Here is a 19,628-nt window from a genome sequence, read left to right as displayed (position 1 = left end):
ATGTATGAATCTGGCGACGAAGCCTTCAGAAATTACCGGTTCATACACGTCTGACATGAAGTACGCGCGTAACAGCTGCGATGAGCTTGGTATTGAGATTAATTCACTAGCTCGTCGGGAAGACCAACTTACAACGGCTCAAGAGCAAAGAAGGAAGTCCAGCAAAGTTCAAGCTTTCTGGGTGGGATATGGTAATGGCGACGGCATCGAGGCTTCAGAGCTCGCTAATGTAAGGGGTGAGAAGGAGGCCGTGCGTCGCGCATTTGATAAGCAGCGCTGTGAGACTGGGCGTGAGGCTACGCGAGCAGTCGTCTCTTCCGGTGTGGTCGGCCGTACAGGGTCTGGCAATGTTGTCACCCAGACTCAGACAACGGGCGCGTCTTGGCGCGACTGGGCGGGGCAAAATGGGGAACCCAAGAAGGAGCCCCTCTATCTTTGCTCTAAAGGAGACGGTACGGAGGTAGTGAGCGCAGAGCCGGCCGTCGGCTGCAGGGTCATACCCGCGCATTAAGCCTTACGCACCGCGAGATTGCCGTTCGCGGACAGGATCATCGAGCAGGTGCCTTGCACCTGCTCGGCACTTCTAAAGCAAGCGCGGCTGCAAGTCTTCAGTTTTGCACTACGGAGATGATGAGTCTTCCACGTCGGCTGCACTGTCACAGCGCTTCTTCGGTGCACACAGCCGATCCAGCAGCGCCAGCGTCACGCCGTTGCTCCAGCCGAAGCCATCCTGCAGCGGGTATTCGCCGCCACCACCACCGCCGGCGGACCCATCCACGACATATTTTTCCACCAGTTTCTGTTCGCCGTCGTAGACCGATTGCACGGTCCGCAGGAAGCGCACACCGACCTGCCGCGCCAGCGTGTCCTGGCCATAGTGCTGAAGCCCGTCCACGGCGACCCACTGCAGCGGCGCCCAGCCGTTGGGCGCATCCCACTGTTGGCCGGTGGTGATGGTCGTGGTCAGCAGGCCGCCCTGTTTCACCAACTGCTGTTCGACCGCATCGGCCGTGCGGCGTGCCTGCGGCCGGGTTGCCACCTTCAGCCACAGCGGGAACAGTGCCGCCGCCGTGAGGGCCGGGCGCGTCTGCCCACTGCGCAGGTCACGGTCGACATACCAGCCCTGTTCCGCGTTCCACAGGGCGCTGTTGATGGCGCGGGCGCGGTCGTCGGCCTTCTGCTTGAAGGCGCGGCGGCCCGCACGGTCACCGGTTGCGCCACTGGCATGCGCGATCGTGACTTCCAGGTGGTACAGCAGACTGTTCAGATCCACTGGCACGATATCGGTGGTGCGGATGCTGGACAACGCCGACGGATCATCCAGCCAGCGCGAGCTGAAATCCCAGCCGGATTCAGCGCCGGCCCGCAGATCGCGGTAGACCTGTGACGGTGCACGCTGAGGCGCCTGCGCGGCCGTCGCCAAGTCATCCGTCCACGATTCGGTGCGTGGCACCGCGCGGGCATCGTAGTAGCGGTTCAGTACGCTGCCGTCGGCCAGTTTCACCACGCGGGTCTGTGCGGTGCCGGGCGCCAGCGCCTCAGCGCCGGTCATCCAGAAGGCATGCTCCGCGCGCAGCTGGGGCAGGTAGCGACGGTAGGCCTCGTCGCCTTCGTGTGTCGCCAGCAGATCCACCATCAGGCTGAAGAAAGGCGGTTGCGAGCGGCTGAGGTAGTAACTGCGGTTGCCGTTGGGAATGTGGCCGTAGGTATCGATCTGGTAGGCGAAGTTGTCCAACATGTCGCGTACCAACTGCCACTGCTGGCTGCTCGCCAACCCAAGCAGCGTGAAGTAGCTGTCCCAGTAATACACCTCGCGGAAGCGACCGCCGGGCACGACATACGGCTTGGGCAGGGGCAGCAGCGAGCCGTGCGGATCCACCGTGCCAGTCTGCCGGGTCAGCACCGGCCACAGACCGTCGATGTGCGCGCGCAGTGTCTCGCCCGCCGGCGGGGTGTATGCCTTGGCCTCGGCAGGCATCTCAAAGTTGTCGCTGACAAAGGTCTGCAGTGCGTAGCCCGGTTGGAGCTGCTCACGATGCCAGGCACCCAGCACGTCGGCAGGCGCACGGCGGGGTATCGCGTCAGCAAACGTCTTCTGGTCGGGAAACAGATGAGCGCCCTGGACCTGTTGAAACAGCGGCTGCAACTGTTGATCGGGTGGTACCGGATCGGCGGCAGCGGCGATGCCACTCCACAGCAGGGGGGACAGGAACAGGCCGGCCAGGCCGTGGGATGCGCGCATGGGCATGCCTCAGGATGAGCGTGGAATCCACTGTAATACGGGCTGCCGCCAGCGGCGGGTGATGACATGTCGCGCCTGCCGGGTAAAGTGGACAGGGATTGAATCAAGGACGACACATGCGCAGGGATCAACCGCCAAAGGGGCCGCTCAAACGCGCGCTCACCCTCGTTGGGCTTCTGCTGTGTGTGGTTGCCGCTGTCGTCTGGTGGTCAGGGCAGGGCACATCTTCCGTCGAACCCGCGAATGACGGGGACGTAGCGGTCACGAGATCGACTGGAGTGTCCGGGAGCCAGAGCGGTGCGGCGGAGACACCGCGCAGCAATCCAGCGACGGCGGCGTCGCGTGTGCTGGAACTTCGGCGCGACGCGGAAGCCGGCGACCCGGTTGCCATGCGCGAGCTTTCCGAGCTGATCCTGAATTGTAGTTTTGGACTCAACCGGGGAAGCGATTTCTGGAGCGGCGTTGAGTCCACGGCATCGCGGTTGAATCCTGTCGATCAGGCCGCGCTGCGCGCTGCCGCCACCCGCGTGGGATCGCAGTGCGAGAACCTCCGGCTTGGCAGCCAAAAGGAGCACGTGCTGCTGTACCGTCAGCTTCTTGCTGATGCTGCGGAAAGTGGTGATCTGCTGGCGCGCTTGCGTCAACGCGGCCGCGCGTTTACGCCGGAGACGCAGGCGGCATTGCCGGATGATGCGGACACCCTCATCGACGACGCACTGGCTTCCGACGATCCGCGCGCATTGTATGAGCTGTCGATGATCTACTTACCGACAGTGCAGAGGGCGCCTCCCCGCTTTGGTATTGGCAGCACCCCGTACGACCACACGGCGCTGATTCTCTTGGCCTGCGAACGTGGAATGGACTGCGGGATGGAATCGGTTCGCCACGATGAAACGTGCCTCATAGGTTTGATGTGCGGTGAGACGTTTGAAGGCATGGTGCGCAAGCAGGCCCAGGGGGAGGGTGAAATGGAGCGGGTGAATGAGCGCCTTGAGTGGTTGCGCAGACTGCTTGATGAGATGCATTCGGGGCACTGATGCGGAGCGCGCGCTGCCGCCGAGCATGGCTCGGCGCTACCGGTGTCGGTCCGTCTTGTGTTGGATCATCCATGGAATGTATGTGGGAAGGAGAAACTGTGAGCAAGGGAATGGGCCGTGTCGCTGACAATCGATGGATGATGCTCTGGGGAGCGATGGACCTTGCTGCTCTCCTTTTATATGCGGTGAGCAGCGTTTACCAGGGAGGGATCCCGGTGGCTCATGACATCGCGTCGGGCATGGCGATACAGCAGCGCCACGGCAGCATGCTGCCGTTACTTGTGTCGATTCTTGATGCCACCCTGCTGCTGTCGATGCTGCTATCTGGCATCTTGCTGGTGAAGCGTTACAGGCTGGGGCGTTACGTCGTCATTGCCCAACTGCCTTTCAGAATACTGCTCGTGATGCCGTCGGTATTTTTCCTGGCACACATGGGTTGGGCCGGTTTTTCGCCCGCATTGCTGATGGTCTTGATGGCCCTTGGCGAGCTTTTGAAGCTGTGGTCGCTATGGGGGAAACGCCGTCGAAGCGACGGATCAGGTCGGGATGGCGGGTCAGGGCAGTGAGATATCGGCGATCGATCTCAAGATTGCAGGAAGCCTGATAGCGAAAAGCCGCAGCGGCTGTGCACGATAACGGGGCTGGGGCCTTCGCTCCAGCCGGAATTGACGTTCCGAATCAAGTTGTTGTCGCTTACCTCTGTTGTGGCCCTCCGGGTACGGCGGAGAATGTACTGCCATGCCGGTTCTGCGGCAGGCGGTGCGCGGGGATCACCCGATCCGCCGGTTTTTCGGCGACAACTTGGCCGGTACGTCAACCCGCATCGCCTGCCACCCTGCGCTTCGGCGCGGGTGGCGCTTCCGTGCTGCGAGAGCCTGCCATGTCACGTCACTATCCGCCCGCCCACCGCCTGCATGCGCTGATCGGCGACGCCGTACTCGACCTGCCTGCGCGTGCCGTCGAAAAACTTGAGGCGCTGCTTGCCGATCACCCGGTGCTGGCGTGTCTGTGCGATCCGGCGGCGCGCGCTGCGTGGCTGCTTGCCGCATCAAACCGGCGTGCGAACTCGACAGTGGAACAGCGCCGGCTGCATGGGCTGTCGGCCATTCTCGAAATACTCCACGCCGAACACCTGAGTCTGCACGACGGCGGCAGTGAGCCGATTCTTGGGCAGGAACTGGTTGAGGGACTGCTGGTGGCGAGTCGCGAGCTGGTCAAGCCGGTCGATGGGCGGGCGGGTGCTTGAAGGCTGCCGCCGGTCGCGGATGGCGTCATGCAGAAACTGACGGCCAGCGGCCGTCACTACCCGATGCAGCTGTGCGGGCTCGTTCGGCGTTACAGCGGGTTGTCGTCAGTGGGCGTGCGCGGTGGCAACTGACTCACCGGCGAGCGCTTGTTCGAGATGCGCACGATGAACCAGACGACCAGCGCGATACCGACCGGGATCAAAAGCAGGCTCAACAGGATCAGGATGTGCCAGATGCTGAAACTTCCCATGGTGATCGTCCTTGAGGATGAGCGCCCGATGCTAGCATCCGGTGGTGAACGTACTTGATGACGGGCCGGATGTAGCAATGCGCAAACGAAGTGCGCGAAGAAGCAGCGTGATCGCCTGGTGTGCCGCCTTGGTAATCGTGATTCTGCTGATCATGGGGAGGCAGGAGCGGACAGTCATGGACGTGGTCGGCTCGCCGGAGACAAGTCGGCCGGACAGAACACCAATCCCTGCATCTGTGCCATCTGTGGACCCGGCTGTGCATCAGGTGCCGATGCCGGAAGCCCAGGCACAGGTTCACACGGTCAGCGCCCTGAAGCGCTCAGCGCAAGCCGGTGATGCTGCGGCCATGCGGCAGCTGGCGGGGATCGGTGCGCGCTGCGTGGGAATGGGCTACGCACGGTCAAGGTTCGACAGCACGGTGGATTCGGTGTCGGCGAACCTTGCACGTGGTGATCAGGTCACCGCAGCGCAGTACCGCGCCGCCGCCGGGCGTCTGAAGCTGCAGTGCGACGCGTTGCGGCTCGCCCCGGATCAGATGCAGGCCATCGCGCATCAGTGGCGTAGGCAGGCAGCAGAGGCCGGCGATCTCTCTGCACGCATCATCGAGCGGACTGCCACAGGGCGCGGTGAGGCGGTGACCGGGCTACTCGACGAGGCGCTGGCGGGTGGGGACGGTGAAGCCCTGAAGGAGATGGGGGTGCTGTTGTCCAGTCTGCTTGTGAAAGAGATTGATCCCGATGTGGGCATGAAACTGTCCGAGCAGGACGCCTATGCGGTCAGCTTGCTCGCCTGCGAGCGTGGGCTGGAGTGCGGGCCGGAATCTGCCATGGCGGATGAGATGTGTCTTTCCGGGCTGGTGTGCAACGGCAGGGGCTACGATGAAGAGGTGCGCGAGAACCTGCGGATGCGTGGCGAGATGCAGCGCACCGAGGTGCGCATGGATATGTTTCGAGGGCTGTGAGAAGAGCGCCGCCGAGCATGGCTCGGCGCTACCGCAGGCGCATGCCTTCGATGCCCGGAATGCTCTCGCGGATGGCATCCAGGAACAGTTGCAGGCGCGCCGGACGATGGCGACCCGCGGGAAACACCAGATGCACCGGCAGCGGTGCGGCTTCCCAGCCGGGCAGTAACTGCTGCAGGCGGCCGCTGCGCAGATCGTCGGCCATCAGCCAGGCCGAGCCGATGCCCACGCCCAGTCCTTCGCGAACGGCCTGGTGCAGGACGAACAGGTTGTCGGTCAGCAGGCGGGGCTGGATGGCGATGCGTTCGCTGGTCTTGCCGGTGCCTGCGCCCTGGCAGCGCTGCAGTTGCACGCTCTCGCGATAGAAACTGGTGAGTGATACCCACGGCAGGGCGGCAAGGGCGGCGGGGTGCGTTGGCAGCGGGTCCGGCATCTGCGATGCAGCGCAGACCACGATGCGCGGTACATCGGCCACATGGACGGCCACCACGTCCTGCTGCTCGAGGGGGCCTACGCGGATGGCGCAGTCCATGCCTTCGGCAACCAGATCGGACGGACCATCGTGCAGCCGCCATTCCAGGCTGATCTGCGGGTACCGGCGCAGGAACGCCAGCATCGGCGGCATCAACTGGGCCTGGCCGAATGCATGCGGGACCATCACCCGCAGGCGTCCACTGGGCTGCTGGGCCGCGCCACGCAGGTCCTGCTCGATGCCCTCCCAGCTGTCCAGCAACTGGCGCGCGTGCTGCAGGCAACGCTCGCCGTCATGGGTCAGTTGCATGCCATGGGTGGAACGCTGCAGCAGGCGCAGGCCGAAATGCCGCTCCAGTGCCTGCAGGCGGCGGCTGATGGTCGGCTGGGTGGTGCCGAGTTGGCTGGCCGCTGCGGAAAGGCTGCCGGCATCGACGATGCGCACGAAGGTGCGCAGCAGATCGATGCGGTCGGCGTTGAGGGTGGTTACCGGCTTGGTCATGCGTCTGGCGTATGGGGCTGATGCGGCAAAGCCTACTACACGTCGCATCGAGGCAGGAGGAGACTGCGCGGCATCCCCTCCAAGGCATCTTCCCATGTCCACTGCGCATGACATTCCTGCTCCCACCCTGGGCTCCGTTGCACCGGCTGCCTTGCCTGCCATGCTGGTCCCGGTGATGGCCGCCGGCGCCGGTTTCAGCGTGGCGTCGCTGTACTACGCGCAGCCGATGTTGGGCGCGATGGGGGCCTCCCTGGGCGCAGGAGATGCGGCCATCGGTCTGGTGCCGACGGTTACCCAGCTCGGCTACGCTGCAGGTATTGCGTTGCTGGCGCCACTGGGTGATCGCTTCGAACGGCGGCGGATCATCCTGGTGAAGTCGCTGCTGCTGGGTGCCGCGCTGCTGGCGGCGGGCCTGTCCGGCCACCTGCCGGGTGTGTTGATCGCCAGTCTGCTGGTCGGCTTGATGGCCACGGTGGCGCAGGACGTGGTGCCGGCAGCCGCTACGCTGGCCGCGCCGGAACATCGCGGCGCGCTGGTGGGCAAGGTGATGACCGGCCTGCTGCTGGGCATCCTGCTGTCGCGCGTGGTCAGCGGCGTAGTCGCCGAACAATGGGGCTGGCGGGTGATGTTCCTCGCTGCCGCCGGGTCAGTGGTGCTGATGGGGGTGCTGTTGCGCATCACCCTGCCACGTTTCGCGCCGACCACGACCTTGGGCTACGGCGCGCTGCTGCGATCGATGGGCGCACTGTGGATGCAGCTGCCGCCGCTGCGCCGTGCGGTCTTGGCGCAGGCGCTGCTGGCGATGGGCTTCAGTGCGTTCTGGTCCACCTTGGCGCTGATGCTGCATGCCCGGTTTGGTATCGGCAGTGCGGGGGCAGGGGCGTTCGGTATTGCCGGTGCGGCCGGTGCACTGGCGGCGCCGTTTGCAGGTCGCTTCGCTGATCGCCTGGGCACCCAGCGCGTGGCACGCTTGGCCATTGGCATCGCGTTGATCGGCTTTGCCAGCCTGCTGCTGGATGGCGTGCTGCCCACGTCGCTGCGCCTGGTGCTGCTGGCAGTGAGTGCGGTGATCTTCGACTTCGGCTTCCAGGCAGCGCTGGTTTCGCACCAGACGCTGGTCTACGGCCTGCAGCCGGAAGCGCGCAGCCGCTTGAACGCCCTGTTGTTCACCGGCGTGTTCGTGGGCATGGCGGCGGGGGGTGGCCTGGGCGCGGTGGCCTTGGCACAGGGCGGATGGCATGCGGTGGTGTTGCTGGCCTGCGGTACCAGCGCGCTGGCATTGTGGGTGCGGCGGTAAGCGGTCTCCGGCTGTTTCAGGTTGCCGTGTGGGGGTGCTTCATCAGCGGGCGAATTCGCCGCGTTGCAACTGCTCTGCACTGTTGCCGGCGGCATCCTTGAGATCCAGGTCGGCGCCGTGGGCAGCCAGCTGCTGCAGGATGTCGCGGCGCTGGAACAGGGCCGCATACATGGCGGCGGTCTGGCCGGCATGGTTGCGCTGGTCGGGTGAGCAGGCGGCACGCATCAGGCGCTGGGCGATGCGCAGCTCCCCTTTGAAGATGGCCCCCATCAGCGCAGTGTTGCCGCGTTTGTCCTGGGCGCAGGGATCCGCACCGGCGGCCAGCAATTGATCCACCGCTTCGGCATGACCGTGGTAGGCGGCGAGGATCAAGGCGGTATAGCCCTTTTCATCGCGGGTCTGCAGGTCGTAGCCGGCGCGGATGAACTCGGCCAGCATCGCTTGCTGTCCGCTGCGTGCGGCATCGAAGTAATAGGTGCGCAGTTGCGCCTGCGCGTCGGCGGCCGACGGTGGGGCCGTGGGTGGAACGGCCCAGGTGGGTGTTGCCAGCAGAAGGGTCAGCAGACCGGTCAGGTAGTAGCGCATTGTGGCTGTCCTTGGGGCCGGGCCCTTTGATGAAAGGGCCCGGCCTTGGCGTTGACGGTCAGTCCTGCAACTCGCTGGCGAGCTGCATCACGCGGTCCAGGTCACCGCCGGCCACGCGGGCTACCCGTGTGCCGTAATCCGGGTCTGCCTTGTACAGGAAGGACAGCATGATGTGCTTGCTTTCATTGTCCGCGCCGGCCAGCGACTGGCCAAAGCTGTGCACCAGGTCCAATTGCTCGCGTCGGCTGTAGGACCGGTACAGATCACCGGCCTGCTTGAAATTCTGCTCACGCGCGATGCCTTTCTGCTGGGTAGTGCCTGACAGCGGCAGGTTGCTGTACAGCGCATGCGCGCTCTGCGGACGCGGCTGCAGCCGGCTGGGCTCGTAGTTCACGCCGCTGTTGCTGTGGCCGGCATTCAGGGCGCCGTCCTGGTTGACGTCGTTGACGGCCACACGGGGCCGATTTACCGGCAACTGCAGGGCATTGGCGCCGATGCGGTACATCTGCGTATCGGCATAGGAAAACACGCGGCCCTGCAGCAGACGATCTTCAGACGGTTCGATGCCGGGCACCAGGTTCGACGGCGCCATGGCCACCTGTTCGGTTTCCTGGAAGACGTTGTCGACGTTCTGGTTCAGCACCATCTGGCCGATCTTCTGTTCCGGCACGTCAGGCCAGATCTTGGTGGCGTCCAGCGGATCGAAATCGAAGGTGGCCAGCTGTTCCGGTGCCAGCACCTGGATGTACAGGTCCCAGCGTGGGTAGTCGCCCCGCTTGATGGCGTCTACCAGATCACGGGTCATGTGGCTGTAGTCCTTGCCCTGCACCTCCTCTACCTGTGTCGGATCGAGGTTGCGGGTGCCTTGCAGGCTTTTCCAGTTGAACTTGACGTAGTGCACCACACCGGCAGCATTGACCAGCTTGTACGCATGCACGCCGTTGCCGTCCATGAAGCGGTAGCCCGCCGGTGTGCCCTCGTTGGAATACAACTGGGTCAGCGTGCGGGTGGCTTCAGGCACGTGCGAGAAGAAATCGAAACGACGGGCGTCGTCATCCAGGTTGGTACGCGGATCGGGTTTGAAGGAATGCACCATGTCCGGGAACTTGATGGCGTCGCGGATGAAGAAGGTCGGGAAGTTGTTGCCGACCAGGTCCCAGTTGCCTTCGCGGGTATAGAACTTGGTAGCGAAGCCGCGCGGGTCGCGCAGGGTTTCCGGCGAGTGATTGCCGTGCACCACCGAGGAAAAACGGACGAACACCGGGGTGGTTTCGCCCGGGGTGAACAGCAGGGCGCGGGTCAATGCGGAAACATCGGCACTGGCGGTGAACTCGCCGCGCACGCCCGTGCCGCGTGCATGCACCACGCGCTCCGGAATGCGCTCACGATCAAAGCGCTGCAGCTTCTGGATCAGCTGTACGTCCTGCAGCAATGCCGGGCCGGTGGCACCGGCGGTCTGGGAGTTCTGGTTGTCGCCCACCGGGGCGCCGTTGTCGCGGGTCAGCGTGGTCTGTGCAAGTAACGGGGCAGCGGGGATGAGCAGGGCAGCTACCAGCAGGCAGGCATGGCGCATAGGGAAAGACTCCGGGAAACGAGTCAGGATCATCCCTGTTGGAATGCGCCGAGGAACAATTGTTTTTTATAATTCAATCAATAGCTTGCTTTGATAATCTGACGCAGGCGTCGCGATTCATGTCGTAAGCGACAGCGGTTGTCAGGCTGAACAATCGGGCTGTCGCTTTTCTGAAAGCGAGGGTGTACAAATGTACACCATGGACCTCAACGACCTCCCTCCCCAACGTGCCGCCGTACTGGCCTGGTTGCGACAGGCGCTGGCTTCCGGCCAGTCGCCGTCATTGGCCGATATCGCCCATGCCTTCGGTTTTGCCTCGCGCAATGCCGCGCAGAAACACGTGCAGGCGCTGGTCGAGGCCGGGTTGCTGGCGCAGGCGGCGGGTCGCAAGCGTGGCCTGGCCTTGCCCGGCGAGCCGGCCGAGCTGCTTCCGCTGGCGGTGCTGGGGCGGGTGGCCGCGGGCCAACCCATCGGCGCGGATATCGGCCTGGACCAGCAGCTCTGGCTGGACCGGCGGATGTTCTCGCCGCGTCCGGACTACCTGCTGAAAGTGCAGGGCGATTCGATGATCGATGACGGCATCCTGGATGGCGACCTGGTCGGTGTACACCGCACGCCGAGCGCCCGCGATGGGCAGACGGTGGTCGCGCGCATCGATGGCGAGCTCACCATCAAGCGTCTGCAACAGGATGCAGATGGCGTGCGCCTGCTGCCGCGCAATCCTGCACATGCGCCGATCGTGATCGAAGCCGGGCAGGATTTCGCCGTGGAAGGCGTTTACTGCGGCCTGGTCCGGCAGGGCTGAGATGAACACCGCGCCCGACCTGCAGCAGATGCTGTCCAGCCAGACCCTGTGGCATGCAGGGCGAGGCAGTGCAAAGGAGGGCGTGGAAGGCGAGTCCACCGGGCATGCGGCACTGGATGCGTTGCTGCCGCAGCGCGGCTGGCCACGCCGCGCGCTGACTGAACTGCTGTTGCCGGCCGATGGGGTGGGGGAGCTGCAGTTGCTGCTGCCTACCTTGGCGCGGCTGAGCCAGACCGGCGCGGCGGTGGCGGTGATTGCACCGCCCTACCTGCCCTATGCCCCGGCGTGGCAGGCCGCAGGCGTTTCATTGCAGCACCTGCAGTTGATCGAGGCTTCGCCACGCGATGCCCTGTGGGCATTCGAACAATGCCTGCGCAGCGGTGCCTGCGGCGCGGTGCTGGGCTGGCCGAAGCAGGCCGATGCGCAGGCACTGCGCCGCCTGCAGGTGGCCGCCGATACCGGCCAGTGCCTGGGCTTCGCGCTGCGCGACCGCAAGCACGCAGCCAATCCATCGCCGGCGGCCTTGCGGCTGGAAGCGGTGCGCGAAGGCCACGCCACGCAGTGGCAGGTGCGTAAGTGCCGGGGTGGCCCTGCGCCATCGCAGGCCTTTGCCCTGAGGGCCGGGTGAGGTACGCCGATGCTCTGGGCCTGTATCGTGCTGCCGCAGCTGGCGCTGGATGCCGTCCTTCGCCGTCACCCTGATCCGGGCACGCCGCTGGCGTTGATCGGTGGATCGGCGCAGCTACGCACCCTGCACGCGGTCAACGTCGCCGCCGTCCAGGCCGGGCTGCAGGTCGGCATGCGGCTGACCGCCGCGTTGGCGTTGCTGCCGGATTTCCAGATGGTGGAGCACGATGCGCAGGCGGATGCGCGCTGGCAGCGCTTCCTCGCTGGCTGGGCGTATCGGCACAGTTCCCTGGTGAGTGCCCAGTGGCCGGGCTGCATCGTGCTGGAAGTGCGCGCCAGCTTCCAGCTGCTGGGGCCGTGGCCGGTATTGCAGGCGCGCCTGCGCGAGGAACTGCAGGCGCTGGGTTTCCAGCACCGCATCGCGATGGCGCCCACCGCACGGGCGGCGATGGTATTGGCTGGTATCCGCGATGGCATGGCCGTGGAAGACATCGCGGCCATGCATGCCCTGCTGGATCGCGTGCCGGTGCGCCGCGCGCGGCTGCCCGATGACCACGGTGCACGGCTGCAGCACATGGGCGTGACTACGTTGCGCGCCCTGCGTGCGCTGCCCCGCGATGGCCTGCGCCGGCGCTTCGGCCTGCCGCTGCTGGACCATCTGGACCGGCTGTACGGGCAGGCCGATGAAGCCCTGGCCTGGTATGCGCCGCCGGACCATTTCGATTCGCGCGTGGAGCTCGGCTATGAGGTGGAAAACCACATGGCGTTGCTGTTCCCGTTGCGGCGCTTGATCGGCGATCTGTGCACCAGCCTGTCCATCCGCGATGGGGGCGTGCAGCGCTTCGTGCTGCGGCTGGAGCATGAGGAGGGCCATACCGACGTGGAGGTTGGCCTGTTGGCTGCCGAGCGCGATGCGACCTTGTTGTTCGAGCTCACCCGCAACCGGCTGGAACGCGCCAGCATCGACCGGCCGGTGGTCGCGGTGCGCCTGTTGGCGCGTGAACTGCCGACTTTCGTACCGGCCAGCCGTGATCTGTTCGATACCCGCAACCAGCAGCAGTTGCCCTGGCCGCAGCTGCGCGAGCGCCTGCGTGCCCGGTTGGGCGATGCATCGGTCTTCCGCGTGGGCCCGGCCGGTGACCCGCGCCCGGAACGGGCCTGGCAGCGCGTGGAAGGGGATGGCATGGCCATCGCCCAAGCGCCTGTGCGGCCGCCACGTCCGTGTTGGCTGCTGCCCACGCCGGTGCCGCTGCGTGATGCGCGTGCGCGCATCGTGTCGGGACCGGAGCGGTTGGAGAGCGGCTGGTGGGATGGGCAGGAGGCACGCCGCGACTATTACGTGCTGGAGACCTCGCAGGGCCAGCAGGCCTGGGCCTTCGCCTTGCCGGGCCAGCAGGGTGACTGGATGCTGCACGGCTGGTTCGCATGAGCCGTATCGAACAACACGACGATGCGCCGTGCAAACGCATGCCGCGTGCGTGGGAAACCCGCGAGCGCCTGGCCGCGGCCAATGATGACCTGCCGCGCGAACAGGATCTGCCGGCCTATGCCGAGCTGCATTGCTTGTCCGATTTCTCGTTCCTGCGTGGCGCGGCCAGTGCCGAAGCCCTGTTCGTGCGCGCGAAGCAGTGTGGTTATGAAGCACTGGCCATCACCGACGAGTGCTCGCTGGCCGGCATCGTGCGCGGGCTGGAGGCCTCACGTGCCACCGGCGTGGCGTTGATCGTCGGTAGCGAGTTCGTGCTGGCGTGTGGGCTGAAGCTGGTGCTGCTGGTGGAAAATCAACGTGGCTATGTGCACCTGTGCGAGCTGATCACCGCCGGACGGCGTGCGGCAGGGAAGGGCAGTTATCGGTTGGCGCGGCAGGATGTGGAGCGGGTACTGGGCGGTGCAGCCGATGCCGAACTGGGGCTGTTCGCGCTGTGGGTGCCGGGCGCGCAGCCCGATGCCGAACAGGCACGATGGATGCAGCAGGTGTTCGTGCAGCGCACGTGGTTGGCCGTGCACCTGCACCGCGAACGCGACGATGCGGCGCGGCTTGCGCAGCTGCTGGCGGTTTCCGCGCAGCTCGGGATGGAGGCGCTGGCCTGCGGCGATGTGCACATGGACGTGCGGCGTCGCCGTGTACTGCAGGACACCATGACGGCGATCCGCCACGTGCTGCCGTTGTCCGAGTGCGGTGGTTTCCTGTTCCGTAATGGTGAACATCACCTGCGCACGCGGCGCGCGCTGGGCAACATCCATCCCCCTGCCTTGCTGCATGCGGCCGTAGCGCTGGCACGGCGCTGCCAGTTCCGCCTGGACGAGGTGCGCTACCAGTACCCCGCTGAACTGGTGCCTGCAGGCCATACGCCCAGCAGCTGGCTGCGCGCGCTGACGCTGCGTGGCATGCACGAGCGCTGGCCGGATGGCGTGCCCGCAGCGGTGGCCACGCAGATCGACAGCGAACTGCTGCTGATCGCCGACATGAAGTACGAGGCCTTCTTCCTCACCGTGGAAGACATCGTCCGTTTCGCCCGCTCCCGCGACATCCTGTGCCAGGGGCGCGGGTCGTCGGCGAATTCGGCGGTGTGCTTCGCACTGGGTATCACCGTGGTGAACCCGGCGGAGAGTCGCTTGTTGATGGCGCGTTTCCTGTCGCGCGAACGCGATGAGCCGCCGGATATCGATGTGGATTTCGAGCACGAGCGGCGCGAGGAAGTGCTGCAGTATGTGTACGGGAAATACGGGCGCGAACGCGCGGCACTTGCTGCGACCGTCATCCGTTACCGGGGCAAGAGTGCGGTGCGCGATGTGGCCAAGGCGTTTGGCCTGCCGCCGGACCAGGTGGCCCTGCTGGCGGAATGCTTCGGCTGGGGCAACGGCGAGACGCCGATGGAGCAGCGGCTGGCCGAGGCCGGTTTCGATGCGGCCAATCCGCTGCTGCAGCAGGTGATGGCGGTGACGGAACAGTTGCGCGACCATCCGCGGCATCTGTCGCAGCATGTGGGCGGGTTCGTCATCAGCGATGCGCCGTTGAGCACGGTAGTGCCTGTGGAAAATGCGGCGATGGCCGACCGCACCATCATCCAGTGGGACAAGGACGATCTGGAAACGATGAGGATGCTGAAGGTGGACTGCCTGGCGCTGGGCATGCTGACCTGCATCCGCAAGGCAGTGCAGCTGGTGGCGCAGCACCGGGGTCATCGCATCGACCTGGCCCGCCTGCCGGTGGATGACCCGCCCACGTTCGCGATGATCAAGGCTGCCGATACCGTCGGCGTGTTCCAGATCGAGTCGCGCGCGCAGATGAGCATGCTGCCGCGGCTGAAACCGCGGTGTTTCTACGACCTGGTGATCCAAGTCGCGATCGTGCGCCCGGGTCCGATCCAGGGCGGCATGGTGCATCCCTTCCTGCGCCGTCGGCAGGGCCATGAGGCGGTGACGTACCCGTCCGAAGGCATCGAAGAAATCCTGGGCATGACGCTGGGAATTCCATTGTTCCAGGAACAGGTGATGGAGCTGGTGATCCATGCCGGCTACAAGCCGCATGAGGCGGACCAGCTGCGCCGTTCCATGGCGGCATGGCGCAGTGGGGGCGACATGGATTCCCACCGGGAACGCATCCGCGGCCTGATGGAAAAGAAGAACTACAGTTCGGAATTCATCGACCAGATCTTCGAGCAGATCAAGGGCTTCGGTGCCTACGGATTCCCGCAGAGCCACGCCGCTTCGTTTGCCAAGCTGGTGTACATCAGCTGTTTCCTGAAACGGCACGAGCCGGCCGCGTTCGCCTGTGCCCTGCTCAACGCACAGCCGATGGGCTTCTATTCGGCCAGCCAGATCGTGCAGGACGCCCGCCGTGGCAGTGCCGAGCGGGCGGGCGTGCAGGTGCTGCCGGTGGACGTCTGCATCAGCGACTGGGACAACACCCTGGAGGGCGGTGATGCCTGCACGCAGCCGGCGATACGGCTGGGGCTGCGGCAGCTGACCGGTTGCAGCGAAGCGGCGGCGCAGGCGGTGATGGCGGCCCGTGCACAGGCCCCGTTCGCCGATGTGGCCGACCTGTGCCGCCGCGCGCGACTGGATGGCAAGGCGCGCCAGGTGCTGGCCGATGGCGGGGCGCTGGCCGCGCTGGCGGGCAACCGCAATGCCGCGCGCTGGGCCGTGGCCGGCATCGAGCGGGCCATGCCGCTGCTGCAGGGCAGCCCGGATGAGCAGGACATCGTGTTGCCGACCCCGAACGTGGCCGAAGAGATGCTGTCCGATTACCGCAGCAGCGGGCTGACCTTGGGCGAACATCCGCTGGCCTTGCTGCGTACCCGCCTGCAGCAGGAACGCGCGCTGGACTCGCGCCAGTTGCGCGGGCTGGCGCACGGGCGCGGCGTGCATACCATCGGGCTGGTCACCCAGCGGCAGAAGCCGGGCACGGCCAACGGCACGGTGTTCGTCACGCTGGAAGACGAGCACGGCATGGTCAACGTGGTGGTGTGGTCCCACCTGGCCCTGCGGCGCCGCAAGGCGTTGCTGGGATCACGGCTGCTGGGCGTGCGCGGACGCTGGGAATGCGTGGACGGTGTCCGCCATCTGATTGCCGGCGACCTGCGCGATTACAGCCATCTGCTGGCAGGGCTGAACGCCCCCTCGCGCGATTTCCGGTAATGCCGACCGCAGGTCAGGTAGTGACGGCCGCTGGCCGTCAGCTCGGTAGTGACGGCCAGCGGCCGTCACTACCGGGAAGCCGCCAATGACGGCCAGCGATCGTCATTACTCCCTACACACAGTTGACATGGTTTTAAGGTAGGGTGCGCAATCCGTCGGCCCAGCCCCCTCAGGCCAGGCCTGGCGGATTGTCCTTGGAGGGATGCATGAGCAAGTCCGCTACAGTGGAAACCACTCCCGGTCCGGTGCTGTTGTCCACCCCGGAAGTACAACAGGCACAACACCTGCTCGCCCGCCAGCAGATCGCGGTGGCGATGGAGCGTGCACGTCATGCCGCCGACGCCGATATCGCCCAGCGCGAAGGCGTACTGTCGCGCTGAGGCCGGGACGACCCTCGGGTCGTCGCCCCCACCCGCATGCCTTGCCCCGTCCGCGCACCATCGCGCGGCGAACGGATCTGCACACCTGGTTCCGCCTCACCCGGCGCATGAACCCGGCGTGTTGTACGCCGCATGCGTGCGCGGCGCCCCCTGCGGGAGTATCCTGAATGGGGGGAAACGCTACCGCCCCCCTTTCGCGCTCGACTTACACGCATCGTCCTAGACTGAGGTGCAATTTTTGAATCGACCGGGTGAGCGTTCGTGGGTTCCTGTAAAGAGAGCAAGCATCTGCGGGCCCTGGATAACGTCGTGCGCGACGCTGACGTGTACGGTGCTGCGCCCTGCGCTGACCGTGCACCTGGACTGCGCGTTGACGCGAGGTAACCTGGATGAGTGAGACCCTTGATAGCGTCAGGCTGGATGCAGGCCTGGCGACGCTGCCGGGTGGTTCGCCCTTGCCGATGCCTGAGCAGGAACTGCATCAGGGCGAGTTGAAGATCCGTCGTCACCGCACATCGCCCCGGCTGATCGGCCTGCGCCGTGCCTACCTGTTCGGTGGCACCGCGCTGATGACCTCAGCGGCCACGATCATGATGTGGCGAGTGCTCTCCCCGAACGGGGTGAGCGTGCTGGAGGCCTGCCTGCTGGTCCTGTTCGTCGGCTTGTTCGGTTGGATCGCGCTGGCCTTCGCCAGTGCCGTCGCCGGCTTCCTGACCGCCGTGTTCGATCGGGGCTACCGGCTTGGCATTGATCCGGACGAGCCGCTGCCTGAGCTGCACACGCGCACCGCGCTGCTGATGCCCACCTACAACGAAGATCCGCGCCGCCTGCTGGCTGGCCTGCGGGCGATCTACGAATCGGTGGAAGCGACCGGCCAGATCGCCAACTTCGATTTCTTCGTGCTCAGTGATACCCGTCGCGAAGACATTTCGCATGCCGAAGAGCAGGTGTTCGCTGAACTGCGGGAGACGCTGGGCGCGCACGACCACCTGTTCTACCGCCGTCGTGCCGACAACAGCGGACGCAAGGCCGGCAACATCGCCGACTGGGTACGCCGCTTCGGCGGCAACTATCCGCAGATGCTGATCCTGGATGCGGACAGTCTGATGACCGGCGACACCATCGTGCGCCTGGCCGCCGGCATGGAGCACAACCCGGACGTGGGCATCATCCAGACCCTGCCCGTGGTGGTCGGTGGGCGGACCCTGTTTTCGCGGATGCAGCAGTTCGGCGGCCGCGTGTACGGTCCCGTGATCGCGCGTGGCGTGGCATGGTGGCATGGCGCGGAAAGCAATTACTGGGGCCACAACGCGATCATCCGCACCGTGGCCTTCGCCGAGAACGCCGGCCTGCCCGCCCTGCCGGGTCACGAACCGTTTGGCGGCCACGTCCTCAGCCATGACTTCGTCGAGGCGGCGCTGATGCGCCGCGGTGGCTGGGCGGCGCACATGGTGCCGTATCTGAAAGGCAGCTACGAAGAAGGCCCGCCCACCCTGACCGACATGATGGTGCGCGACCGTCGCTGGTGCCAGGGCAACCTGCAGCACGGCAAGATCGTCGGCAGCCGCGGCCTGCACTGGATCAGCCGCGTGCACATGCTGATCGGCATCGGCCACTATTTCACCGCCCCGATGTGGGGGATGCTGATGCTGATCGGCATCGCCATCCCGCTGTTCCAGGAAGGCATCGATCTTAACGGGGTGCTGCATCTTTCCCCCAGCACCTACTGGCGCACGCAGGACGAGATCCATGTCGTGCGGCTGTTCGCCGCCACCATGGCGGTGCTGTTGATGCCCAAGGTGCTCGGCTACCTGGCCACCTTGTTGGAACCGGGCGATCGCCGTGGCTGCGGTGGCACGGTCCGCATGTTCATCGCGATGTTGCTGGAAACCGTGCTGGCCGCCCTGATGGCGCCGGTGGTGATGTACGTGCAGTCCCGCGGTGTCGCCGAAGTGCTGTCAGGCCGGGATTCCGGCTGGGACGCGCAACAGCGTGACGATGGCGGCGTGGACTGGTTCGCGCTGATCAAGGCCTACGGTGGTCTCAGCCTGTTTGGTGCGTTCATGGGCCTGCTGGCCTGGGCCGTGTCGCCGGCACTGGCCGCGTGGATGGCCCCCGTGGTGATCGGCATGATGCTGTCCATCCCGGTGGTGGCGTTGACGTCCTCCCGCGGGCCGGGCAGCTGGCTGCGCCGGCTGCGGCTGATGGACATCCCCGAAGAGCGCGATCCGCCGCAGGTGCTGGTGCGCGCCGCGCAGCTGCGTCGCGAGGCGATGGAAAAGCCGCGGCTGTACTGAGTCGCGCATAATGCGGCCTCGTATTGAAGGAGCCGCAACATGTTGCAGACGGTGGAACTGGAAACCGGCGCGTCACCCCAGTGGTCGATCATCTGGCTGCACGGGCTGGGCGCAGATGGCCATGATTTCGCGCCGATCGTGCCCGAGCTGGTACGTCCAGGCTGGCCCGCCCTGCGCTTCGTGTTCCCGCATGCCCCGGTGCGCCCGATCACCATCAACAACGGCGTGCCGATGCGCGGCTGGTATGACATCGTCGGCATGGATTTCCGCTCGCGGGCGGACATGGACGGCGTACGCGCATCGGTGGTTGAACTCGATGCGCTGATCGATCGGGAGATCGAGCGCGGCGTACCGGCCGAGCACATCTTCCTGGCGGGATTCTCGCAGGGCGGTGCCGTGATCCTGACCGCGGCCCTGCAGCGCACCGCGCCGCTGGCCGGCTTGATCGCGCTGTCGACGTACCTGCCTGAAGCCGAGACGGCCCGTCGTGCTGATAATGCGGTCCAGGTGCCGATATTCATGGCCCACGGCACGCAGGACCCGGTGATCCCCCTGCAGATCGCCGAACACAGCGCCGCCGCCGTGCGCGCGATGGGGCTGGAGCTGCAATGGCAGTCCTACGCGATGGCCCACCAGGTCTGCGCGGAAGAACTCACTGCCCTGGGCGACTGGCTGCAAGCACGGCTGCAGGCCGCCTGAGCCATGAATGCGC

17 protein-coding genes are annotated in these 19,628 nt (G+C 65.7%); 12 read left to right on the top strand and 5 right to left on the bottom strand.

Annotation, left to right across the window (positions count from 1 at the left end; all coding sequences use genetic code 11):
- Nucleotides 1-619 precede the first annotated feature (619 nt).
- Nucleotides 620-2,242 (bottom strand): alpha,alpha-trehalase TreA, encoded by a 1,623-nt coding sequence (gene treA, locus ABRP17_RS06060; protein ID WP_349985883.1) that lies wholly within the window; start codon nucleotides 2,240-2,242, stop codon nucleotides 620-622.
- 278 nt (nucleotides 2,243-2,520) lie between these two features.
- Between treA and ABRP17_RS06055 the strand changes: the two genes are divergently transcribed.
- From ABRP17_RS06055 to ABRP17_RS06045, 3 genes are all read left to right on the top strand, one after another.
- On the top strand, nucleotides 2,521-3,279 hold the full coding sequence (locus tag ABRP17_RS06055) for a hypothetical protein (protein WP_188325098.1): 759 nt from the start codon (nucleotides 2,521-2,523) through the stop codon (nucleotides 3,277-3,279).
- Between the two features lie 98 nt (nucleotides 3,280-3,377).
- Complete coding sequence (locus ABRP17_RS06050) at nucleotides 3,378-3,845, top strand: hypothetical protein (protein ID WP_349985880.1); 468 nt, start codon at nucleotides 3,378-3,380, stop codon at nucleotides 3,843-3,845.
- A gap of 314 nt (nucleotides 3,846-4,159) precedes the next feature.
- Nucleotides 4,160-4,525, top strand: coding sequence for a hypothetical protein (locus tag ABRP17_RS06045; protein ID WP_188325096.1), 366 nt, complete (start codon nucleotides 4,160-4,162; stop codon nucleotides 4,523-4,525).
- Between the two features lie 89 nt (nucleotides 4,526-4,614).
- On the opposite strand, the gene ABRP17_RS06040 is transcribed toward ABRP17_RS06045, so the two are convergent.
- The gene (locus ABRP17_RS06040; RefSeq protein WP_349985878.1) at nucleotides 4,615-4,776 is read right to left on the bottom strand and encodes a hypothetical protein; all 162 of its coding nucleotides are present in this window, start codon (nucleotides 4,774-4,776) and stop codon (nucleotides 4,615-4,617) included.
- A 44-nt stretch (nucleotides 4,777-4,820) separates the two neighbouring features.
- Here ABRP17_RS06040 and ABRP17_RS06035 point away from each other — a divergent pair, with 44 nt between their 5' ends.
- Nucleotides 4,821-5,738 carry a hypothetical protein gene (locus tag ABRP17_RS06035; RefSeq protein WP_188325094.1) on the top strand — a complete coding sequence of 306 codons (918 nt, stop codon included), beginning with the start codon at nucleotides 4,821-4,823 and terminating at the stop codon, nucleotides 5,736-5,738.
- Nucleotides 5,739-5,766: 28 nt separating this feature from the next.
- On the opposite strand, the gene ABRP17_RS06030 is transcribed toward ABRP17_RS06035, so the two are convergent.
- Complete coding sequence (locus ABRP17_RS06030) at nucleotides 5,767-6,711, bottom strand: LysR family transcriptional regulator (RefSeq protein WP_188325093.1); 945 nt, start codon at nucleotides 6,709-6,711, stop codon at nucleotides 5,767-5,769.
- A gap of 175 nt (nucleotides 6,712-6,886) precedes the next feature.
- Between ABRP17_RS06030 and ABRP17_RS06025 the strand changes: the two genes are divergently transcribed.
- Nucleotides 6,887-8,008 (top strand): MFS transporter, encoded by a 1,122-nt coding sequence (locus tag ABRP17_RS06025; protein ID WP_372486967.1) that lies wholly within the window; start codon nucleotides 6,887-6,889, stop codon nucleotides 8,006-8,008.
- 42 nt (nucleotides 8,009-8,050) lie between these two features.
- Here ABRP17_RS06025 and ABRP17_RS06020 read toward each other — a convergent pair whose 3' ends face one another.
- Nucleotides 8,051-8,593, bottom strand: a complete 543-nt coding sequence (locus ABRP17_RS06020) for an ankyrin repeat domain-containing protein (protein ID WP_188325092.1) — start codon at nucleotides 8,591-8,593, stop codon at nucleotides 8,051-8,053.
- Nucleotides 8,594-8,651: 58 nt separating this feature from the next.
- Nucleotides 8,652-10,166, bottom strand: a complete 1,515-nt coding sequence (locus tag ABRP17_RS06015; RefSeq protein WP_188325091.1) for a catalase — start codon at nucleotides 10,164-10,166, stop codon at nucleotides 8,652-8,654.
- Nucleotides 10,167-10,356: 190 nt separating this feature from the next.
- On the opposite strand from ABRP17_RS06015, the gene lexA reads away from it, so the two are divergent.
- From lexA to ABRP17_RS05980, 7 genes are all read left to right on the top strand, one after another.
- The gene (lexA, locus tag ABRP17_RS06010) at nucleotides 10,357-10,971 is read left to right on the top strand and encodes a transcriptional repressor LexA (protein ID WP_188325090.1); all 615 of its coding nucleotides are present in this window, start codon (nucleotides 10,357-10,359) and stop codon (nucleotides 10,969-10,971) included.
- Nucleotide 10,972: 1 nt separating this feature from the next.
- Entirely contained in the window at nucleotides 10,973-11,599 is a 627-nt protein-coding gene (imuA, locus tag ABRP17_RS06005; protein ID WP_188325089.1) for a translesion DNA synthesis-associated protein ImuA, read from the top strand.
- Between the two features lie 9 nt (nucleotides 11,600-11,608).
- Complete coding sequence (locus tag ABRP17_RS06000; protein ID WP_349985871.1) at nucleotides 11,609-13,027, top strand: DNA polymerase Y family protein; 1,419 nt, start codon at nucleotides 11,609-11,611, stop codon at nucleotides 13,025-13,027.
- Nucleotides 13,024-16,239: an error-prone DNA polymerase gene (locus ABRP17_RS05995; protein WP_349985869.1), complete on the top strand. Its 3,216-nt coding sequence runs from the start codon at nucleotides 13,024-13,026 to the stop codon at nucleotides 16,237-16,239. Before ABRP17_RS06000 ends, ABRP17_RS05995 begins: the two co-directional genes overlap by 4 nt.
- Before the next feature lie 206 nt (nucleotides 16,240-16,445).
- Complete coding sequence (locus ABRP17_RS05990) at nucleotides 16,446-16,619, top strand: hypothetical protein (protein WP_192094228.1); 174 nt, start codon at nucleotides 16,446-16,448, stop codon at nucleotides 16,617-16,619.
- Nucleotides 16,620-17,008: 389 nt separating this feature from the next.
- Entirely contained in the window at nucleotides 17,009-18,916 is a 1,908-nt protein-coding gene (gene mdoH, locus ABRP17_RS05985) for a glucans biosynthesis glucosyltransferase MdoH (RefSeq protein WP_349985866.1), read from the top strand.
- A gap of 39 nt (nucleotides 18,917-18,955) precedes the next feature.
- Nucleotides 18,956-19,615 carry an alpha/beta hydrolase gene (locus ABRP17_RS05980; RefSeq protein ID WP_349985864.1) on the top strand — a complete coding sequence of 220 codons (660 nt, stop codon included), beginning with the start codon at nucleotides 18,956-18,958 and terminating at the stop codon, nucleotides 19,613-19,615.
- Nucleotides 19,616-19,628 lie beyond the last annotated feature (13 nt).

The organism is Stenotrophomonas sp. WHRI 8082, assembly GCF_040223995.2.
In the GTDB taxonomy this organism is placed as follows: Bacteria; Pseudomonadota; Gammaproteobacteria; order Xanthomonadales; family Xanthomonadaceae; genus Stenotrophomonas.
The sequence above is the reverse complement of the archived record's forward strand: the minus strand, read 5'-3'. Positions and strand labels throughout refer to the sequence as shown.